This window comes from Candidatus Margulisiibacteriota bacterium, assembly GCA_041650855.1.
Taxonomy (GTDB): domain Bacteria; phylum Margulisbacteria; class WOR-1; order O2-12-FULL-45-9; family XYB2-FULL-48-7; genus JALOPZ01.
In genome coordinates this window covers 194,495-209,207 of the sequence record JBAZKJ010000002.1, presented here as the reverse complement: position 1 = coordinate 209,207, position 14,713 = coordinate 194,495, and the positions used below count along the sequence as shown (strand labels likewise).

Sequence of the window (14,713 nt, the reverse complement as noted above, 5' to 3'; positions counted from 1 at the left end):
TTTAGTTCCCCTCCTTGACCGGCCGCTCGTTAAGCGGCTTGAACTTGGGCGAATCGGGGCCGGTCGGCAGGTCGGCGACCTTCTCGGTCAGCAGGAAAGCGCCTTTTTTGATCTGCTGCTTCAGCTCTTCGGCGATGGTCCGGGCGTTCTTATAGCTGGAAATGCCGGCGGTCGGGACCTTTTTACCCTTGACCTCGATCTCGCCCGACTTGAGCTGGGCGTAATTGACCTCACCCAGGACGTCCGGCTTCCCCTGCGGATACGCTTCGCTGTAGTCCACGACCGCGCACTGGATATCCTCGTCCCTGACCGCGACATACTTGGCGATCTCTTCGTTGAGGAGCGGGATCGGCACGCCGATACCGACGTTGAGCGTCGTGCCGTAGCCGATAAAGCTGACCCCTTTGAGCCATTTCGGGCTCATCCCTTTCAGGTCGCCGATCACCGCCAGCGTCTGGGACGGCCGTTTCGGCACCCCGTTTTCCAGCCGCGGCGCGTGCGGGTTGAATTGCGTCCCCTGCCAGGCGACGTAACCGATGCCGCCGCCGAGCCAGATCCTGGTCCCGATCCCGATCGTTTTCAGGAACGGATCGTTGAGGAGCGGTGAAAGCTGGCCGGCACTGCAGTAGTTGGCGTTGCCGAGATTCGGCTTAAGCGTCCCGAGGTAAGTGTAGATGGTCTTACCCGACAGGTTGACCGCCACGTTATAGTTCTGGTAGGCGTTCCGCGTATTGAAGAGGACCGCTTCGTTGAGGTCCTTGATGTTGAGCCAGCTGTCGAGGTGCTTGCGCGGGTAGCAATCTGTCCCGTAAGCCTCGATCTGCAGCCGAACATCCTTGCCGGCGACCAGCTCCTCGATCACGTGCGCCCCGCCGTAAGCGAACTCCCCGGGGTGGATCTTGTTGCGCGGATCGTCGTCGGGCAGCGCGGTGGCGCCCAGGTACAGGTCGACCGCCGCCCAGCCGGTGTAAGCCGGGATGTCGTTCAAATAAGCCTTGCCGCCGCCCGCCTTGATCTTCGGCTTAGTGTGGCCGAAGTTAAAGTAGGCGCCGGAGGAGCACATCGGGCCGAAAGTGCCGGTCGTCACGACGTCGACCTCTTTCGCCGCCTGTGCCGCCCCTTTTTGCGCCACGATCTCAATGATCTCTTCGGCCGTGACGACGACTGCCTGCCCTTTTTTGATCTTTTCGTTTATTTCGGCTATTGTTTTGGCCATTTAACTCAACTCCTTTTACTCTTGGAACAGCGGCGTGCTCAAATACCGTTCGCCGGTATCAGGCAGCACCACCACGATCAATTTCCCTTTATTGGCCGGCCGTTTAGCGATCTCGACCGCCGCCTGGACCGCCGCCCCGGAAGAGATGCCGACCAGGATCCCCTCTTCCTTGGCTAAACGCCGCCCCATGGTCAACGCTTGCTCATTGGTCACCGGGAAGATCTCGTCATAGATCTTGGTATCAAGGACGCCGGGAATAAAACCGGCGCCGATCCCCTGGAGCTTGTGCGGGCCGGGCTTACCGCCCGATAAAACCGGCGAATCGGCCGGTTCGACGGCAACGACCTGAACGGAGGGCTTTTTCTTTTTCAAGACTTCCCCGACCCCGGTGATCGTACCGCCGGTGCCGACCCCGGCGACAAAAATATCGACTTTGCCATCGGTATCGGCCCAGATCTCCAGCGCAGTGGTTTGCCGGTGGACCTCCGGGTTGGCCGGGTTCTCGAATTGCTGGGGGATAAAAGAATTCCTGGTCTCTTTGGCCAGCTCAGCCGCTTTGGCGATCGCTCCGGCCATCCCCCTGACCCCCTCGGTCAGGACCAGCTCCGCGCCCAGCGCCTTTAGAAGATTACGCCGCTCCACGCTCATCGTCTCCGGCATCGTGAGAATAAGTTTATAGCCGCGGGCGGCGCAGACGAAGGCCAAAGCGACGCCGGTATTCCCCGAAGTCGGCTCAATGATAACGGTATCTTTTTTGACCTTGCCCGCTTTTTCCGCGGCGTCAATTAAAGCGACGCCGATCCGGTCCTTGATGCTGGAGCAGGGATTGAACGACTCCAGCTTGGCGGCGATCAAAGCGCCGCTCCCGGCCGTCACCTTGTTCAGGTAGACCAACGGCGTCTTGCCGGTCAATTCAGTTATATCTTTCGCTATTTTCATTTTATCCCCCAATTATACCAGAATATCCTCGCTTACCTTAGATATAATACATGGAATCGGTAACGCTCCCCTGCTTCTTGGCCTGGCGCAGGACCATCTCCTGCAAGCTGATGGCATCAAGGAAAGCGTTCATTTTATTCCCCAATTCGCACCAAACATCCTGAGCGGCGCATTTCCCGGAGCGGCGGCACGAACCGGCCTCTTCCAGGCAAGCGACCGGTATCAATGAATCCCCCATGACGGCGGCGATCTGTCTGATACTGATCTTTTCCGGCGCTTTTGCCAGCCGGTATCCCCCTTTGACCCCCCGTCCGGAGACGACCAGGTTGGCGGACTTGAGCGCGTCAACTACTTGCCAGAGGTATTTCCGGGAAATGCCCTGGCGCCGGGCAATATCTTTTAACAAGATCAAGCCTTTCCCATAGTTTGCCGCCAGGTCGACCATCAACCTGACGCCGTACCTTACTTTAGTCGATAAACGCATTTAATTAATCTCGCTCCTATTGTCTATTGACATAGTAGACATTATAGATCATACTATTTAATATGTCAAGCAGGTTTTTGCGCCGAATAGCCATAGCGACCTTGCTGGCCGCTCTTTTTACCTGGCCATTTTGCCCGACATATTCGGCCCATTGCCGCCACTCGGCGGCAGCGGACAGCTACTGCGCCGCCCATTGCCAACCGGGCGCTTTAGGCGGGGAAAACGACCTTCAGCCACCCACCCTCTTCCCCCTGCCTCCCGTTGCGACGGAGACCACTCGATCGCCATTAAAGTCTCTTATCGGCTTTTTATCGGAGACAACCGTCAAAACCTTGCTGGGCAGGGCTTTAAAAGCCCACCCCCCGACAGGTCCGCCGGAGCCTTTGCCGGCCTAGGTTTCTGATCGTCCATTGCCAAAAGGAGAATAAAATGAAAATATTAATTGTCAGTTTATTGGTGCTGACGCTTTTTGGGGCTGCGGCTTCTTATGGCGCCGCCAAGTGCTGTCCGACGGGCAAATGTTGCGTGCGGCCGGCAAAATGCTGTAAGTAATTCCGGTCACGCGAAGGGGGCCTCAGCTGAGGCCCCCTTTTTTTGCCAATATATTATTTAGCGATCTCGGTCCGGGCCCGATCGGCCAATTCCCCCTTCTTCCCCTTGTTCCACCCCTCGACGCGGGAAAAATATCCGGTGATCCGGGTAATGTGCTCCACGTTCCGTCCGGCGGTCAGGACCTGGTCAAGTTTTGCCTCGGTCAGTTCCTTGAGCGCCTTCGGCTCAACCTTGACCTTTTCCTGCTCGTCGTCGAACTGCTCGTGGCGGAAATAGAAATTCCCCTCGTCATCCTTCAGCCAGAGCACCTGCGGCCGGGAATCAAGATAGCGGTCCAGTTCTTCTAACGTCATTTGCTCACCTCCCCTTTTGCGCTAATTTTCCCACGGTCACCTTGGCGAACTTCGCCAGCAGCTCCCCCTGAGTTTTGGCCAGGAATCGATGGATCGGGCATTCTTTAGCCAAAAAACAGTTGAACTTTGGGCTTAAGCATTTATTCAGGCACGAATCCGGCTCGAACAGGGCAATAATGGCCGCCAGGTCAACGCCCTTATCGACCAGCCAGAGACCGCCCCCTTTGCCTTTGGCCGTTTTAACGATCTTCTCGCCGACCAGTCTCTGGACGATCTTGGCCAGGAACGCCCGGGAGATCCGCAGCCGACGGCTGACTTCGGCGGTCGAGACCCTGGCCCCTGCTGGCTGCTGGGCCAGATAGACCAGACAGCGCAAAGCGTAATCCGTTTTCCGGCTGATCAGCATTCCGCATCCCTCCCATTAATAAGACTATTCTTGTCCTATTATAGGTCGTCCACCGTGCTTGTCAAGGCCGATTTTGGGCAAAAGAAAACCGCGAAAGGTTTTCGCGGTTTTCCGAGGAGCGATCCAGGGGCCGGTTATTTCCGCCCCTTCCCCATCTTCTTCATCATGCAATCCATCTTCTGCTTGTCGGACATGTCCGACTTCATGCACGGCATTTCCATCTGCCCGCCGCGCCTTCCTTCCATCATCATGCCGCCCCGCATCATCCGGTTCCGGGCCTTGCTCCCCCAGGTGCCGCCGTAGATCAACAGCACGATCGTCAGTAAAGCGATCAGGACCGCCATCACCTGGCCGGCGGTCTTCATTCCGCCGTTCTCCTTGGCCGCCAAAACCCAGATAATATAGGCAAAACCGAAAGCCCAGACCACCGACAGCAATAATATCAGCCACGACATCGCGCCAATTCCGCCTCCCATCATATTATTTCACCTCCCCGTTTAATGAAAATAAATTAGAAGAAATAGTTTATCAGAACGGCCAGCACCATGACCTGGGGAACAGCAATGACCGGCAGCCAGACCGCCGTCCGCCAGCCGATGTTCTGCCAGATCAGCCCGATCTCGGTATAATCGGTCACCACGCCGGCCATTAAAAAGACGAAGCTGTTGCCGAGCGCGCCGGTCTGGCGGTAAAGCTCGAAGGCGAGCGGCGCCGAGCCTTCGGAACAGATCTCGATGATCGTCGCCAGGAACAGGGTGACCAGCAGGCCGAGCAGCGTCGGCCCCATGTAGTGGTGCATGAACCCGGCCGGGATATAAGTGGCCGCTACGCTGGCCAGCAGCATGCCGAACATGATCCACCAGAGGACCATGTTGCCAAGGGAGATCATCCCTCCCGTTATCCCCCGGACAGCCGCCAGCGGCTGGAACTGGACTTTGGCCAAACGCCGGCGCGCGTCCTGCCAGATCGAGAAATCTTCGCCGAGCGCGATCGTGTTCGCGTTGCGCTCGATCAGCGAGCGCGACTCCAAAAACATGAAGATGTAACCGGTGATCAGGGCGATGACGATCGCCCCCAGCACGATCACGAAAGCCTTCAAGCCAAAGAAGCCGAACATTAAAATGGTCAGCGGCAGGTTCGCCCACGGACTGGCCAGCAGGAAGGCGACGACCGCCGGCGGCGACGCCCCCTTCTTGTGCAGCTGGATCGCCAGCGCCAGGATCCCGTGGCTGCAGGCGGACATCAGGAAGCCGGTCATGACCGCGTAGACGATCGTCCGTTTCTTTTTGCGGGCCAGCAGGCTGGAAATATACTCGCCCGGCACCAGCCAGTCGATCACTCCGCCGATCAACAGGCCGATCAAGATCGGCCAGGCGATCGTCCCGACATACATTAATAGGGAATCTTTGAGCGGCGCCACGGAGCGGTTAAGCAGGCCGGCGACGATAATGATCGCGTAGACGAACGCCAAAAGGACTATTTTGTTCTGCCACCAGGGGGTGCCGGGAACCGGGACAGCACAGGAGGGGCAAGGTTCGGTGATCTTATTTTGCTGAATGAACTTCTGGCGGCAACGTTCGGAGCAGAAAAAATAGTCTTTCCCCTGCCAGGAAAGCTTTAAGCTCTTCTTTTCGTCAACCTGCATCCCGCAGATCGGATCGACTGCCATGGCGGCATTTTACCTCTCCTGCTATAATTAATCAATGATCCGCCGGTTCGTGCTCGCTTTTGTTATCCTGGATAACTTTCTGACTAACCTGGCCAAGCGGCTTTTTCCGACCAGGTATAAGCTGGCCGGGCAATGCCGCCAGTGCGGCAATTGCTGCCGGCAGATCATCCTGACCATGACCCCGGCCCAGATCAACAGCCGCTTCTTTACCGACCTCTCGGTCCGCTGGATCTCCTGGCTGTTCGGCTTTCAGCTGCTCGAAGTCGACCGGGAGCACTGTTCGCTCGTCTTCAGCTGCCGGCACCAGGCCGCCGACGGCCGCTGCGGCAATTACCGCTGGCGGGCGAACGTCTGCCGCAACTATCCGCTGGTCGATTATTTTGAGAAACCGAAGTTCCTCCCCGGCTGCGGCTTCAGCGCCTATTCCCGTTCGGAGAAAACTTCGGCGGAAAAACGGTAGAGGCGCGCCGCGCCGTCCTGCCAGGCGTCTTCCGGCAGACCGGCCTTGAGGCAAACCTGTTTAAGGAACTCGGCGGCGTCCCACCCCTGCTCGACCGCCACTTGCGGTAAGAGGACGCCGGAATCTTCCCCTTTAACAAGATACAGGCCGTCGCGGCCGATCAAAACCTCGCCCGGCGACTTGATCAGCCTCAGGCGGGAGAGGACGGAGATCTCCAGCGTAACAGCCGACAACTCTTCTTCCCTGAGCGGCGGGTAACGGTCGTCCGCGGTCGCGGCTGCCACCGCCGCCGCCTGAACCGTCATAAATAACGGGTCGGCCGACCGGACAAAACCGATGCAGCCGCGCTGCTTCCGCTCCTCGTCGCGCACGGTCACGAACGCCCCGCGCGGCTCGTTCAAGCTCGCCTCCGGCGGGGCGAACTGCGGCAGCTTTTTCCCGGCGACCCTGGCCGCGACGCTCCGGCGGGCGATCCTCAGCAGTTTCTGCCGGTCGCCGGCCGCTAACCCGGTCTCGGCGCGGAAAAAGCCGACCGCCGCGTAGCCGACGACCTTATTCGGCTCGCCGCCCTGCCCGTATTTCAATAATTCGATCCGGTTCACGCCCAGCGCCGGGGCCAGCAACAGGGCGGTGATCACGCCCGGGGCGCCGCACGCTTCGGTATCGCCGTGCGCCAGCCGGCTGAGAAAAGCTTCCAGGCTCCCCGCCACGACCGCCTGCAGCCCTTGCCGGTCCATTTTCCGCGCCAGGTAATCGGGATAATAATGCGACCAGTCGGTGCTGACCACCAGCAAGGTCCGGTCATCGACCAGATAGCTCAGAGCGTAGGCCAGCGCCTGGCAGTTGGCCAGCGACAGGCTGCCGAAAAAGAGCGGGACGATCTCGGCGGAAGGCAAGATCGTCTGGATAAAAGGAAGCTGGGTCTCCAGCGCGTTATCGCCCGCGGCGAACGGGGCGTCATTGAGCTTGATCCGGTCGCTCAGCTTGAGCAGTTTCGCCCGGAACTCGCGATCGACCGGGAGCGCGCCGAGCGGCGTGGCAAATTCGTCAAATTGCGGCACGGCGATCTCCGGAAAAGACAATTTATGGCTCTGCCCGATCAGTATTACCCGGTCGTAACCGCCGCCCGCGACCTGCCTGTAAGCGGCGGCCGCGATCTGGCCCGAATAGGGATACCCGGCGTGCGGCACGATCAGGGCGATAACCTCCCCCGCCGTTTTCCGGACCGGCGCTTTGGCCAGCAGGTTGCCGACCTGGTAAGCAAGCTCGTCCCGGTCGGCCGGATAGAAAGAACCGGCTGCCTGCGGCTGGCAAGTGGCCGCTTCCGCCGCCGCCGCGAGCAGGACCGCGCAGACCGCCCAAATGACCCTTTTCATCTGACGAAATTATAGCACTTACTGTCGAAAATCCCGACACTTCAGCCTTGGCGAGCGTGGCAATAACCTTGCTGTAACTCGCGCAGAGGAGGTGAGACGAATGGGAGGATTGAACAGGTCGATCCTGGCCGGGCGGCTGGTAGCCGACCCGGAGGTCCGTTTTACCAGTAATGAACTGGCGGTCACGCATTTCCGGCTGGCGATCAACCGGAACGGCAGCGACAACGCCGAGTTCATCAACTGCGTCGCTTTCGGCGGGCTTGCCAAGATCTGCGGCGAGTACCTGAAAAAGGGGAAATTGGTCGCCGTGGAAGGGCGGCTGCAGATCCGCAGCTACCAGAGCAAAAGCGGCCAAAAGCGGACGTCGACCGAAGTGGTGATCGACGAAATGCAGATGCTCGACAACAAGTTCTACAACGCCGCGACTAAAGCCAAGAACCGGGCGGATGAGGAACCGATCGAGATCTGAGCGGCTGGCCCCGGACGATCACCATTGTCCGGGGCGGCTCTTTTTGTTATAATCTGTCCATGCTGAAAAAGCTGGTCGTCCCGCTCCTGCTGCTCTGCCTGGCCGCCGATCTGGCCGGCGCCGCGCGCAAACAGCTCAAGCTCCCCGAACCGAAAGTCCTCGGAAAAATGACCGTGGAAGAGGCGCTCCTGCGCCGCCGCTCCGAACGGTCGTTCCTCCCCAACGACCTGACCCTGGAACAGATCTCCCAGCTCCTCTGGTCGGCCCAGGGGATCACGGAAAAGAGCTGGGGCTTCCGCACCGCCCCTTCTTCCGGCGCCCTCTACCCGCTGACCATCTACGTCCTGAAAAAGGACGGCGTCTTCCAGTACGTCCCCGACGGCCATAAGCTGGTCGAGGTCTCGACCGAAGACAAGCGGGCTTCCCTGGTGCGGGCTTCCCTGGGCCAGGGCTACATCGCGGAAGCGCCGCTGGTCATGGTGGTGGCCGGCAATTTCCGGATCTGCGAAGCGAAGTACGGCCAGCGCGCCTACCGCTACATGAGCATGGAGATCGGCCACGTCGCCGAGAACGTCCAGCTGCAGGCGGTCGCCCTGGGGCTGGTCTCCGTGCCGATCGGCGCTTTCTGGGACGACGTGGTCGCCAAAGCGCTGGAGCTCCCCGAAACGCAAGATCCCTTCTACGTCATCCCGATCGGCTACTACAAGTCCGGCACGTAAGATGCGCCGCAAACGACCGGATTGGCTCCGGCTGCTCGCCCTGCTGACCCTGTTCTGCGGCATCGCCTATTTTTACGCCAATATCTTCGCCCCGCGGCTGATCCCCCGTTTCCTGCGGATCGGCGTCACCCGCCGGCCGACCAATATCCTGGTGCTCGGGACCGACATCACCTTTGACGGGCGGTCCGGCGAACCGATCATGCAGACCAACGGCCGGACCGACACCATCCTCCTGCTCCACGTCGACCCGGTCCGCTACCGGATCGACCTGGTCTCCATCCCGCGCGACAGCTTTGTCGAGATCGCCGGTTACGGCTGGCAAAAGATCAACGCCGCCAACGTCTTCGGCGGGACCGAGCTGATCAAGAGCACGGTCGAGCGGCTGACCGGCGTCAACATCGATTACTACCTCAAGGTGAACACCTTCGCGGCGGTCAAACTGGTCGACCTGCTCGGCGGCATCGACGTCACGATCGACAAGGACATGTATTACGTCGACCGGGCGCAGAACCTCTATATTAACCTGAAGAAGGGGGAGCACAAGCTCTCGGGCAAGGAGGCGGAAGGCTTTATCCGTTTCCGGCACGACGCGCTGGGCGACATCGGCCGGATCGGCCGCCAGCAGCAGTTCATGGAGATCCTTTTTCACTCGTTCACCAAGCCGCAAAATCTGGTGAAAGCGCCGGTCGGCTTTACCCTGGCCATGCGCTACGTGCAGACCGACCTGCCGCTGCTCAAAACGATCCGGCTGGCCAATTTCGCCCGGATGATCTCGCTGCGGGAGATCCACTCGTTCACCCCCACCGCCGAATCGGCCTCCGATCCGGGCGCCGGCGCGATCCTCTTGCTGGATAAACGGGGATTGCAGCAGTATATCCGCGCTAACTTCTGACGCTCAGCGCCCGGCCGGCAGCCAGCCGATATAGGGGAGCTCGCGGAATTTTTCCTGGAAGTCTAACCCGTAGCCGACGATGAAACGGTCCGGCACCGTAAAACCCTTGTAAGCGAGCGGCACCCGGACCCGGCGCCGCGCCGGCTTGTCCAGCAGGGCGCAGATCCGGACCGAGCGCGGTTTTTTGTGCTTCAGGAAGCGGACCAGGTAATCCAGCGTGTAGCCGTAATCGACGACGTCCTCGACGATCAGCACCTCTTTGCCGACGATCGGCAGATCGATGTCCTTCTTGATCTTGATGACGCCGGAGGAATAGGTCGAAGCGCCGTAGCTGGAAACCTGGACCAGGTCGAGCGTGACCGGCCCGGTGAGGCCGCGAACCAGGTCGGCCAGGAAAACGAACGACCCTTTCATTACGCCGATCAGGACCAGCTCTTTGCCGCGGTAGTCGGCGTTGATCTTTCTACTAAGAGCGGCGACGCGCTGTTTGAGCCGGCGGGCGGAGATCAGGCTTTTGGGCCGTTCTTTCATTCAAAAAGCGGGACGTTCCCCGGTTTGCCCGGGTCGTACAGGCCGGTCGGCGTTAACCGAAGCTCGGGGATGGAGGTGACCGTCAGTAAAGCGAGAACGGCGAGCGGATCGGCCAGCCGGCAGCCGAGCTGTTCGAGCGATTTATAGAGCGCGGTCGTCTGGTCGACCGCTTCGTTGCTTAAATGTTCGGCCGGCGAAAGGGAAAGCTCGGCCATGGTCATCCCGCCGCTGACGACCGCCGCCCCCTGCCCGAGCGCCGCCACCCGCCTGATCGCCGAGGCGATGTCCTCGTCGCTCTTGCCGACCGCGATAATGCTGCCGCGTCCTTGCGTCAGCGTGGTGGCGACCGCCCCCCGGGTCAGGCCGAAACCTTTCAGGAAGCCGATCCCGATCTCCCCGCTCCCCTTGACGCATTCGACCGCCACCGCTTTCAGGATATCCCGTTCCAGGTCGACCCCGGTGTATTTGACGACCGCGTTGCGGGTAAAGAGCGAACCGGGCGCGAGCTCGATCACCTTGGCGTACTTCCCCGTTTTCGTCAGGCGGAGCTCGTCGACCTCAAAATATTTGATCTGGCACTTGCCGGGCTTCATTGTTGGCTAAAGTATATACCAGTGCTATAATTATTTCAATGAAGAAGCGGTATTACTGGGCGGCCTTAGCGTCGATTTTTATCGTCGGGCTCGGCCAGCTGCTCAAGGGCGAGGGCCATAAGGCCTTGCTGCTGATCCTGGCTTTCTATTTCACCTTCCCCGGGCTGATCTACCTGACGCTGATGTTCAACGCCTACCTTTTCCTGTCGGCCCTGGGGATCGGCATCGTCGGCGGTATCGTCCTCTGGAGCTACAATGTCCTGGACGCGTGGTCACATGAAGCGGTCAATTAAGCTTTTAACGCTCTTTGACATCCCGATCGAGATCAACTACACCTGGTTCATCATCCTCGGGCTCGTCGTCTTTACCCTGGCCAGCGGTTATTTCCCGGCCACCAACCCGGAGCTCGGCCCCCCGGCCCACTGGCTGATGGCGCTGATCGCCGCCCTCCTCCTGTTCGCTTCGCTGCTGGCCCACGAACTGGCGCACTCGGTGGTGGCGATGCGCAACGACCTGCCGATCCACGGCATCACCCTTTTCGTCTTCGGCGGCGTCGCCCAGCTCGGCGAAGAGCCGGCCACGCCGGCCGTGGAGTTAAAAATGGCGGCGGCCGGTCCGGCCCTGAGCCTGGCGCTCTCCCTCCTCTGCTTCAGCCTGACCCAGATCTTTTTCCAGCTCCGGCTTCCCACTCCGCTCCTGTCGATCACCAATTACCTGTTCATCATCAACCTGGCCGTCGCGCTTTTTAACCTGATCCCCGGTTTTCCGCTCGACGGCGGCCGCCTGCTGCGGGCCGCGATCTGGCACTGGACCGGCGACCTGCGCCGCGCCACCCGCGCCGCCAGCTATCTCGGCAAGGTCTTCGCATTCCTCTTTATGGGGGCCGGCATCCTTTACCTCTTCACCGGCCTGGCCGTTTCCGGCATCTGGTTCATCTTTATCGGCTTCTTCCTGATGGAAGCGGCCGACAGCAGCTACCGGCAGGTAGCGATGAAAAAGCTCCTCTCCGGCCTGCGGGTCGGCGGCATCATGTCGCAGAACGTCGTCGCCGTGCCGGCCGACATCACCCTGGCCCGGCTGGTGGAGGAATATTTTTTCCGCTTCCGCTTTGCCTCTTTCCCGGTGACCGACGACGACCGCCTGGTCGGCCTGCTGACCTTCCACGCCGTCAAGGAGATCGAACGGGAAAAGTGGCCGCTGATCACCGCCCGGGAAGCGATGCTGCCGGTCACCCCCCGGATGACCATCGACCCGCACGCCGAATTGACCGAGGCGCTGGGCCGGCTCGGCGCCAGCGGCGTCGGCCGCCTGCTGGTCATGGAGAACGGCAAGCTGGTCGGCATCCTCTCCCAGCGCGACATCATGAGCCTGTTCGAGTACAAGACGGAGGTGGAAGGATGAGCGGCCGGATCGTCATGATCATCGCTTTCCAGCGTTTCCAGGAAAAGGAATACGATCCCCCCAAGGCGATCTTCGAACAGGCCGGCTACCAGGTGGTGACCGCTTCGTCCCAGCCCGGCCTGGCGACCGATAAGACCGGGGGAAAAACGAAAGTCGACCTGACGCTCGACCAGGTCAAAGTGGCCGATTACGAAGCAGTGACGTTCATTGGCGGTCCGGGCAGCTTTGACTATTATGACGACCAAACCTGCCATGAGATCGCGCGGGAAACGGTCAAACAGGGAAAACTGCTGGCCGCCATCTGCGCCGCGCCGGGGATACTGGCGCGGGCCGGCGTCTTGAAAGGAAAAAAAGCGACGATGTTCGACGACACCGGCGAGATCGCCAAAGGGGGCGGCACTTTTGTCGGCCAGGGGGTCGTGATCGACGATAAACTGATCACCGCCACGGGACCGGCTACGGCCGGGGCCTGGGCGGAAGCGATCGTCAAGGCGCTCCATGGAAAACAGTGAGTTCGCCAAAGCTTTCCGGGAAATAGCGGAACTCCTCGAACTTAAAGGCGATAACCCTTTCAAGATCCGCGCTTACCAGCGGGCCGCCCAGAATATCGACGACCTGAGCCGGGAACTCCCGGACATTTACCGGGAAAAAGGGCTGGCCGGCCTGCAAGAGCTCCCCGGCATCGGCCACGATCTCTCGCTCAAGATCGAGGAGTATATTAAGACCGGCAAGATCACCTCTTACCAAAAGCTGGCCAAAGAATTCCCCAAAGGGATACTCGAATTGGTCAATATCCCGGGGATGGGGCCGAAAACCGCCCTCCTGCTCCATGACAAACTGGGGATCGCTTCACCGGCCCAGCTGGAGAAAGCCGCTCGCGCCGGGAAATTGCGGGACATTCCCGGGATGGGCGCCAAAAAAGAAGAGAACATCCTGCGCGGGCTGGACCTCAAGCGGAAAAGCCGCGGCCGTTTCCTGCTCGACGACGCGGCCGCCCACGCCGAGCTGATCGTGGCTGAGCTGGAAAAACTGCCGGCGGTCAAAAAGATCCTGCCGTGCGGCAGCTTGCGCCGCGGCCAGGAGACGATCGGCGACCTGGACATCCTGGTGATCTCCGACCGGCCGGCCGCGATCATGGACAAATTCACCGCCCTCCCGGCCGTCAAAGACGTCCTGGCCAAGGGGGCGACCAAATCTTCCGTTATCCTCCGCAACAACATGCAGGCGGACCTGCGGGTCGTGCCCGCCAGATCATTTGGCTCGGCCGCCCACTATTTTACCGGTTCCAAAGGGCATAACATCCACCTCCGGCAGCTAGCCCAGCAAAAAGGGTGGAAAGTCTCGGAATACGGGATCTTCAAGGGGAAGAAACAGATCGGCGGCCGGACCGAAGAAGAGATGTTCGGCAAGTTCGGGCTGCAATTCATCCCGCCGGAACTGCGCGAAATGCGGGGCGAGTTCGCGGCGGCGGCCCAGCACCGGCTCCCCAGACTGGTAGAGTTGGCCGATATTAAAGGCGACCTGCACATGCACACCACCGCCACCGACGGGGCCGCTTCGATCGAAGCGATGGCGCTGGCGGCCAAAAAGCTCGGCTACGAATACATCGCGATCACCGACCACACCGTTTCGACCAGGATCGCCGGCGGCTTGAACGAAAAACAGCTGCGGGAAAACCTTAAAAAGATCAAAGCGGCCAGGCAAAAGGTCCGGGGGATCACGATCCTGGCCGGCGCCGAGGTCGACATCCACCCCGACGGCACCCTGGATTACCCTGATGATCTGCTACAGGAACTCGACATCGTCCTGGCGGCGGTCCACTCCGGGTTCAAGCTGCCGAAGGCCGCCATGACCGCCCGGGTGCTGCGGGCGCTGTCTAACAAATACGTCAATATCCTCACCCACCCGACCGGCCGGCTGATCAACGAGCGCGCGCCGTACGAGATCGACCTGGAGGCGGTGCTCCGGGCCGCGAAAAAGCACGGCAAATGCCTGGAAGTGAACGCGCACCCGCGGCGGCTGGACCTCAATGACGCCCATTGCCTGCTGGCCAAACAGCACGGGGTCAAGCTCGCGATCAACACCGACGCCCACTCCACCGACCAGCTGGGGCTGATGAAATACGGCGTGACCACCGCCCGGCGCGGCTGGCTGGAGAAAAAGGACGTGCTCAATACTATGCCGCTCGGCCGGCTTCTGGTAGAATTGAAGGCGTCAAGATGAAACTAACGATCTATTCCGACGGCGCCTCCCGCAACAACCCCGGCCACGCCGGCCTCGGCGTCGTGGTCAAAAAAGGGAACGAAGTGGTGGCCGAGATCGCCGAATACCTGGGCAAGACGACCAACAACATCGCCGAATATATGGCGTTCATCCGGGGCCTGGAAGAAGCGCTCGCCCAGGGGGCCAAAGAGGTCCACTGTTACGCCGACTCCGAGCTGCTGGTCAAGCAGATCAACGGCGAATACCGGGTCAAGCACGAGGGGTTGGTCCCCTTATATCACCACGCCATGGCCTTGAGCCGGAAATTCGCCGATTTTGCGCTCGAATACATCCCCCGCGAAAAGAACCAAGCCGCCGACGCCCTCTCCAATAAAGCGATCGACGACCACCACCACTCGACGCACGGCCCCCTTTTTGGTACAATTTAACC

At 60.3% G+C, this 14,713-nt stretch carries 19 protein-coding genes; 9 read left to right on the top strand and 10 right to left on the bottom strand.

Going from position 1 to position 14,713, the window contains the following annotated elements:
- Position 1 precedes the first annotated feature (1 nt).
- From WC529_05735 to WC529_05705, 7 genes are all read right to left on the bottom strand, one after another.
- Complete coding sequence (locus WC529_05735) at positions 2 to 1,216, bottom strand: homocysteine biosynthesis protein (GenBank protein ID MFA5113775.1); 1,215 nt, start codon at positions 1,214 to 1,216, stop codon at positions 2 to 4.
- A gap of 15 nt (positions 1,217 to 1,231) precedes the next feature.
- Positions 1,232 to 2,155 (bottom strand): cysteine synthase A, encoded by a 924-nt coding sequence (gene cysK / locus WC529_05730; GenBank protein MFA5113774.1) that lies wholly within the window; start codon positions 2,153 to 2,155, stop codon positions 1,232 to 1,234.
- A 37-nt stretch (positions 2,156 to 2,192) separates the two neighbouring features.
- Entirely contained in the window at positions 2,193 to 2,639 is a 447-nt protein-coding gene (locus WC529_05725) for an RrF2 family transcriptional regulator (GenBank protein ID MFA5113773.1), read from the bottom strand.
- A 605-nt stretch (positions 2,640 to 3,244) separates the two neighbouring features.
- Entirely contained in the window at positions 3,245 to 3,544 is a 300-nt protein-coding gene (gene nrdD, locus WC529_05720) for an anaerobic ribonucleoside-triphosphate reductase (GenBank protein MFA5113772.1), read from the bottom strand.
- Positions 3,545 to 3,548: 4 nt separating this feature from the next.
- Positions 3,549 to 3,950: an Rrf2 family transcriptional regulator gene (locus tag WC529_05715; GenBank protein MFA5113771.1), complete on the bottom strand. Its 402-nt coding sequence runs from the start codon at positions 3,948 to 3,950 to the stop codon at positions 3,549 to 3,551.
- Positions 3,951 to 4,084: 134 nt separating this feature from the next.
- Positions 4,085 to 4,426 (bottom strand): hypothetical protein, encoded by a 342-nt coding sequence (locus WC529_05710; GenBank protein ID MFA5113770.1) that lies wholly within the window; start codon positions 4,424 to 4,426, stop codon positions 4,085 to 4,087.
- Positions 4,427 to 4,461: 35 nt separating this feature from the next.
- Entirely contained in the window at positions 4,462 to 5,619 is a 1,158-nt protein-coding gene (locus tag WC529_05705) for a permease (protein MFA5113769.1), read from the bottom strand.
- A 34-nt stretch (positions 5,620 to 5,653) separates the two neighbouring features.
- On the opposite strand from WC529_05705, the gene WC529_05700 reads away from it, so the two are divergent.
- Positions 5,654 to 6,079, top strand: a complete 426-nt coding sequence (locus tag WC529_05700) for a YkgJ family cysteine cluster protein (GenBank protein MFA5113768.1) — start codon at positions 5,654 to 5,656, stop codon at positions 6,077 to 6,079.
- Here the strand turns inward: WC529_05700 and amrB are convergent.
- The gene (amrB, locus tag WC529_05695) at positions 6,040 to 7,455 is read right to left on the bottom strand and encodes an AmmeMemoRadiSam system protein B (GenBank protein ID MFA5113767.1); all 1,416 of its coding nucleotides are present in this window, start codon (positions 7,453 to 7,455) and stop codon (positions 6,040 to 6,042) included. The two genes, WC529_05700 and amrB, sit on opposite strands and share 40 nt — an antisense overlap.
- A 109-nt stretch (positions 7,456 to 7,564) precedes the next feature.
- Between amrB and WC529_05690 the strand changes: the two genes are divergently transcribed.
- Genes WC529_05690 through WC529_05680 form a run of 3 tightly spaced genes read left to right on the top strand, consistent with a single transcriptional unit; the run spans position 7,565 to position 9,535 of the window.
- On the top strand, positions 7,565 to 7,924 hold the full coding sequence (locus WC529_05690; GenBank protein MFA5113766.1) for a single-stranded DNA-binding protein: 360 nt from the start codon (positions 7,565 to 7,567) through the stop codon (positions 7,922 to 7,924).
- A gap of 59 nt (positions 7,925 to 7,983) precedes the next feature.
- The gene (locus tag WC529_05685; protein ID MFA5113765.1) at positions 7,984 to 8,643 is read left to right on the top strand and encodes a SagB/ThcOx family dehydrogenase; all 660 of its coding nucleotides are present in this window, start codon (positions 7,984 to 7,986) and stop codon (positions 8,641 to 8,643) included.
- A 1-nt stretch (position 8,644) separates the two neighbouring features.
- Complete coding sequence (locus WC529_05680) at positions 8,645 to 9,535, top strand: LCP family protein (GenBank protein ID MFA5113764.1); 891 nt, start codon at positions 8,645 to 8,647, stop codon at positions 9,533 to 9,535.
- A 3-nt stretch (positions 9,536 to 9,538) separates the two neighbouring features.
- Here the strand turns inward: WC529_05680 and hpt are convergent, their stop codons facing one another.
- Together hpt and WC529_05670 are read right to left on the bottom strand one after the other, a co-directional pair.
- Entirely contained in the window at positions 9,539 to 10,066 is a 528-nt protein-coding gene (gene hpt, locus WC529_05675; GenBank protein ID MFA5113763.1) for a hypoxanthine phosphoribosyltransferase, read from the bottom strand.
- On the bottom strand, positions 10,063 to 10,659 hold the full coding sequence (locus WC529_05670; GenBank protein MFA5113762.1) for an adenine deaminase C-terminal domain-containing protein: 597 nt from the start codon (positions 10,657 to 10,659) through the stop codon (positions 10,063 to 10,065). The genes hpt and WC529_05670 overlap by 4 nt, the downstream gene beginning before the upstream one ends.
- Positions 10,660 to 10,697: 38 nt before the next feature.
- Here WC529_05670 and WC529_05665 point away from each other — a divergent pair, with 38 nt between their 5' ends.
- From WC529_05665 to WC529_05645, 5 genes are read left to right on the top strand one after another with little or no spacing between them, the layout of a single operon-like run.
- The gene (locus WC529_05665; protein ID MFA5113761.1) at positions 10,698 to 10,952 is read left to right on the top strand and encodes a hypothetical protein; all 255 of its coding nucleotides are present in this window, start codon (positions 10,698 to 10,700) and stop codon (positions 10,950 to 10,952) included.
- Complete coding sequence (locus WC529_05660; protein MFA5113760.1) at positions 10,936 to 12,060, top strand: site-2 protease family protein; 1,125 nt, start codon at positions 10,936 to 10,938, stop codon at positions 12,058 to 12,060. Before WC529_05665 ends, WC529_05660 begins: the two co-directional genes overlap by 17 nt.
- A complete protein-coding gene (locus WC529_05655) occupies positions 12,057 to 12,572 on the top strand; it encodes a DJ-1/PfpI family protein (GenBank protein ID MFA5113759.1) in 516 nt (171 codons plus the stop codon). Before WC529_05660 ends, WC529_05655 begins: the two co-directional genes overlap by 4 nt.
- Positions 12,559 to 14,283 (top strand): DNA polymerase/3'-5' exonuclease PolX, encoded by a 1,725-nt coding sequence (polX, locus tag WC529_05650; GenBank protein ID MFA5113758.1) that lies wholly within the window; start codon positions 12,559 to 12,561, stop codon positions 14,281 to 14,283. The genes WC529_05655 and polX overlap by 14 nt, the downstream gene beginning before the upstream one ends.
- Complete coding sequence (locus tag WC529_05645) at positions 14,280 to 14,711, top strand: ribonuclease HI family protein (GenBank protein MFA5113757.1); 432 nt, start codon at positions 14,280 to 14,282, stop codon at positions 14,709 to 14,711. The genes polX and WC529_05645 overlap by 4 nt, the downstream gene beginning before the upstream one ends.
- The last annotated feature ends 2 nt before the right edge of the window (positions 14,712 to 14,713 follow it).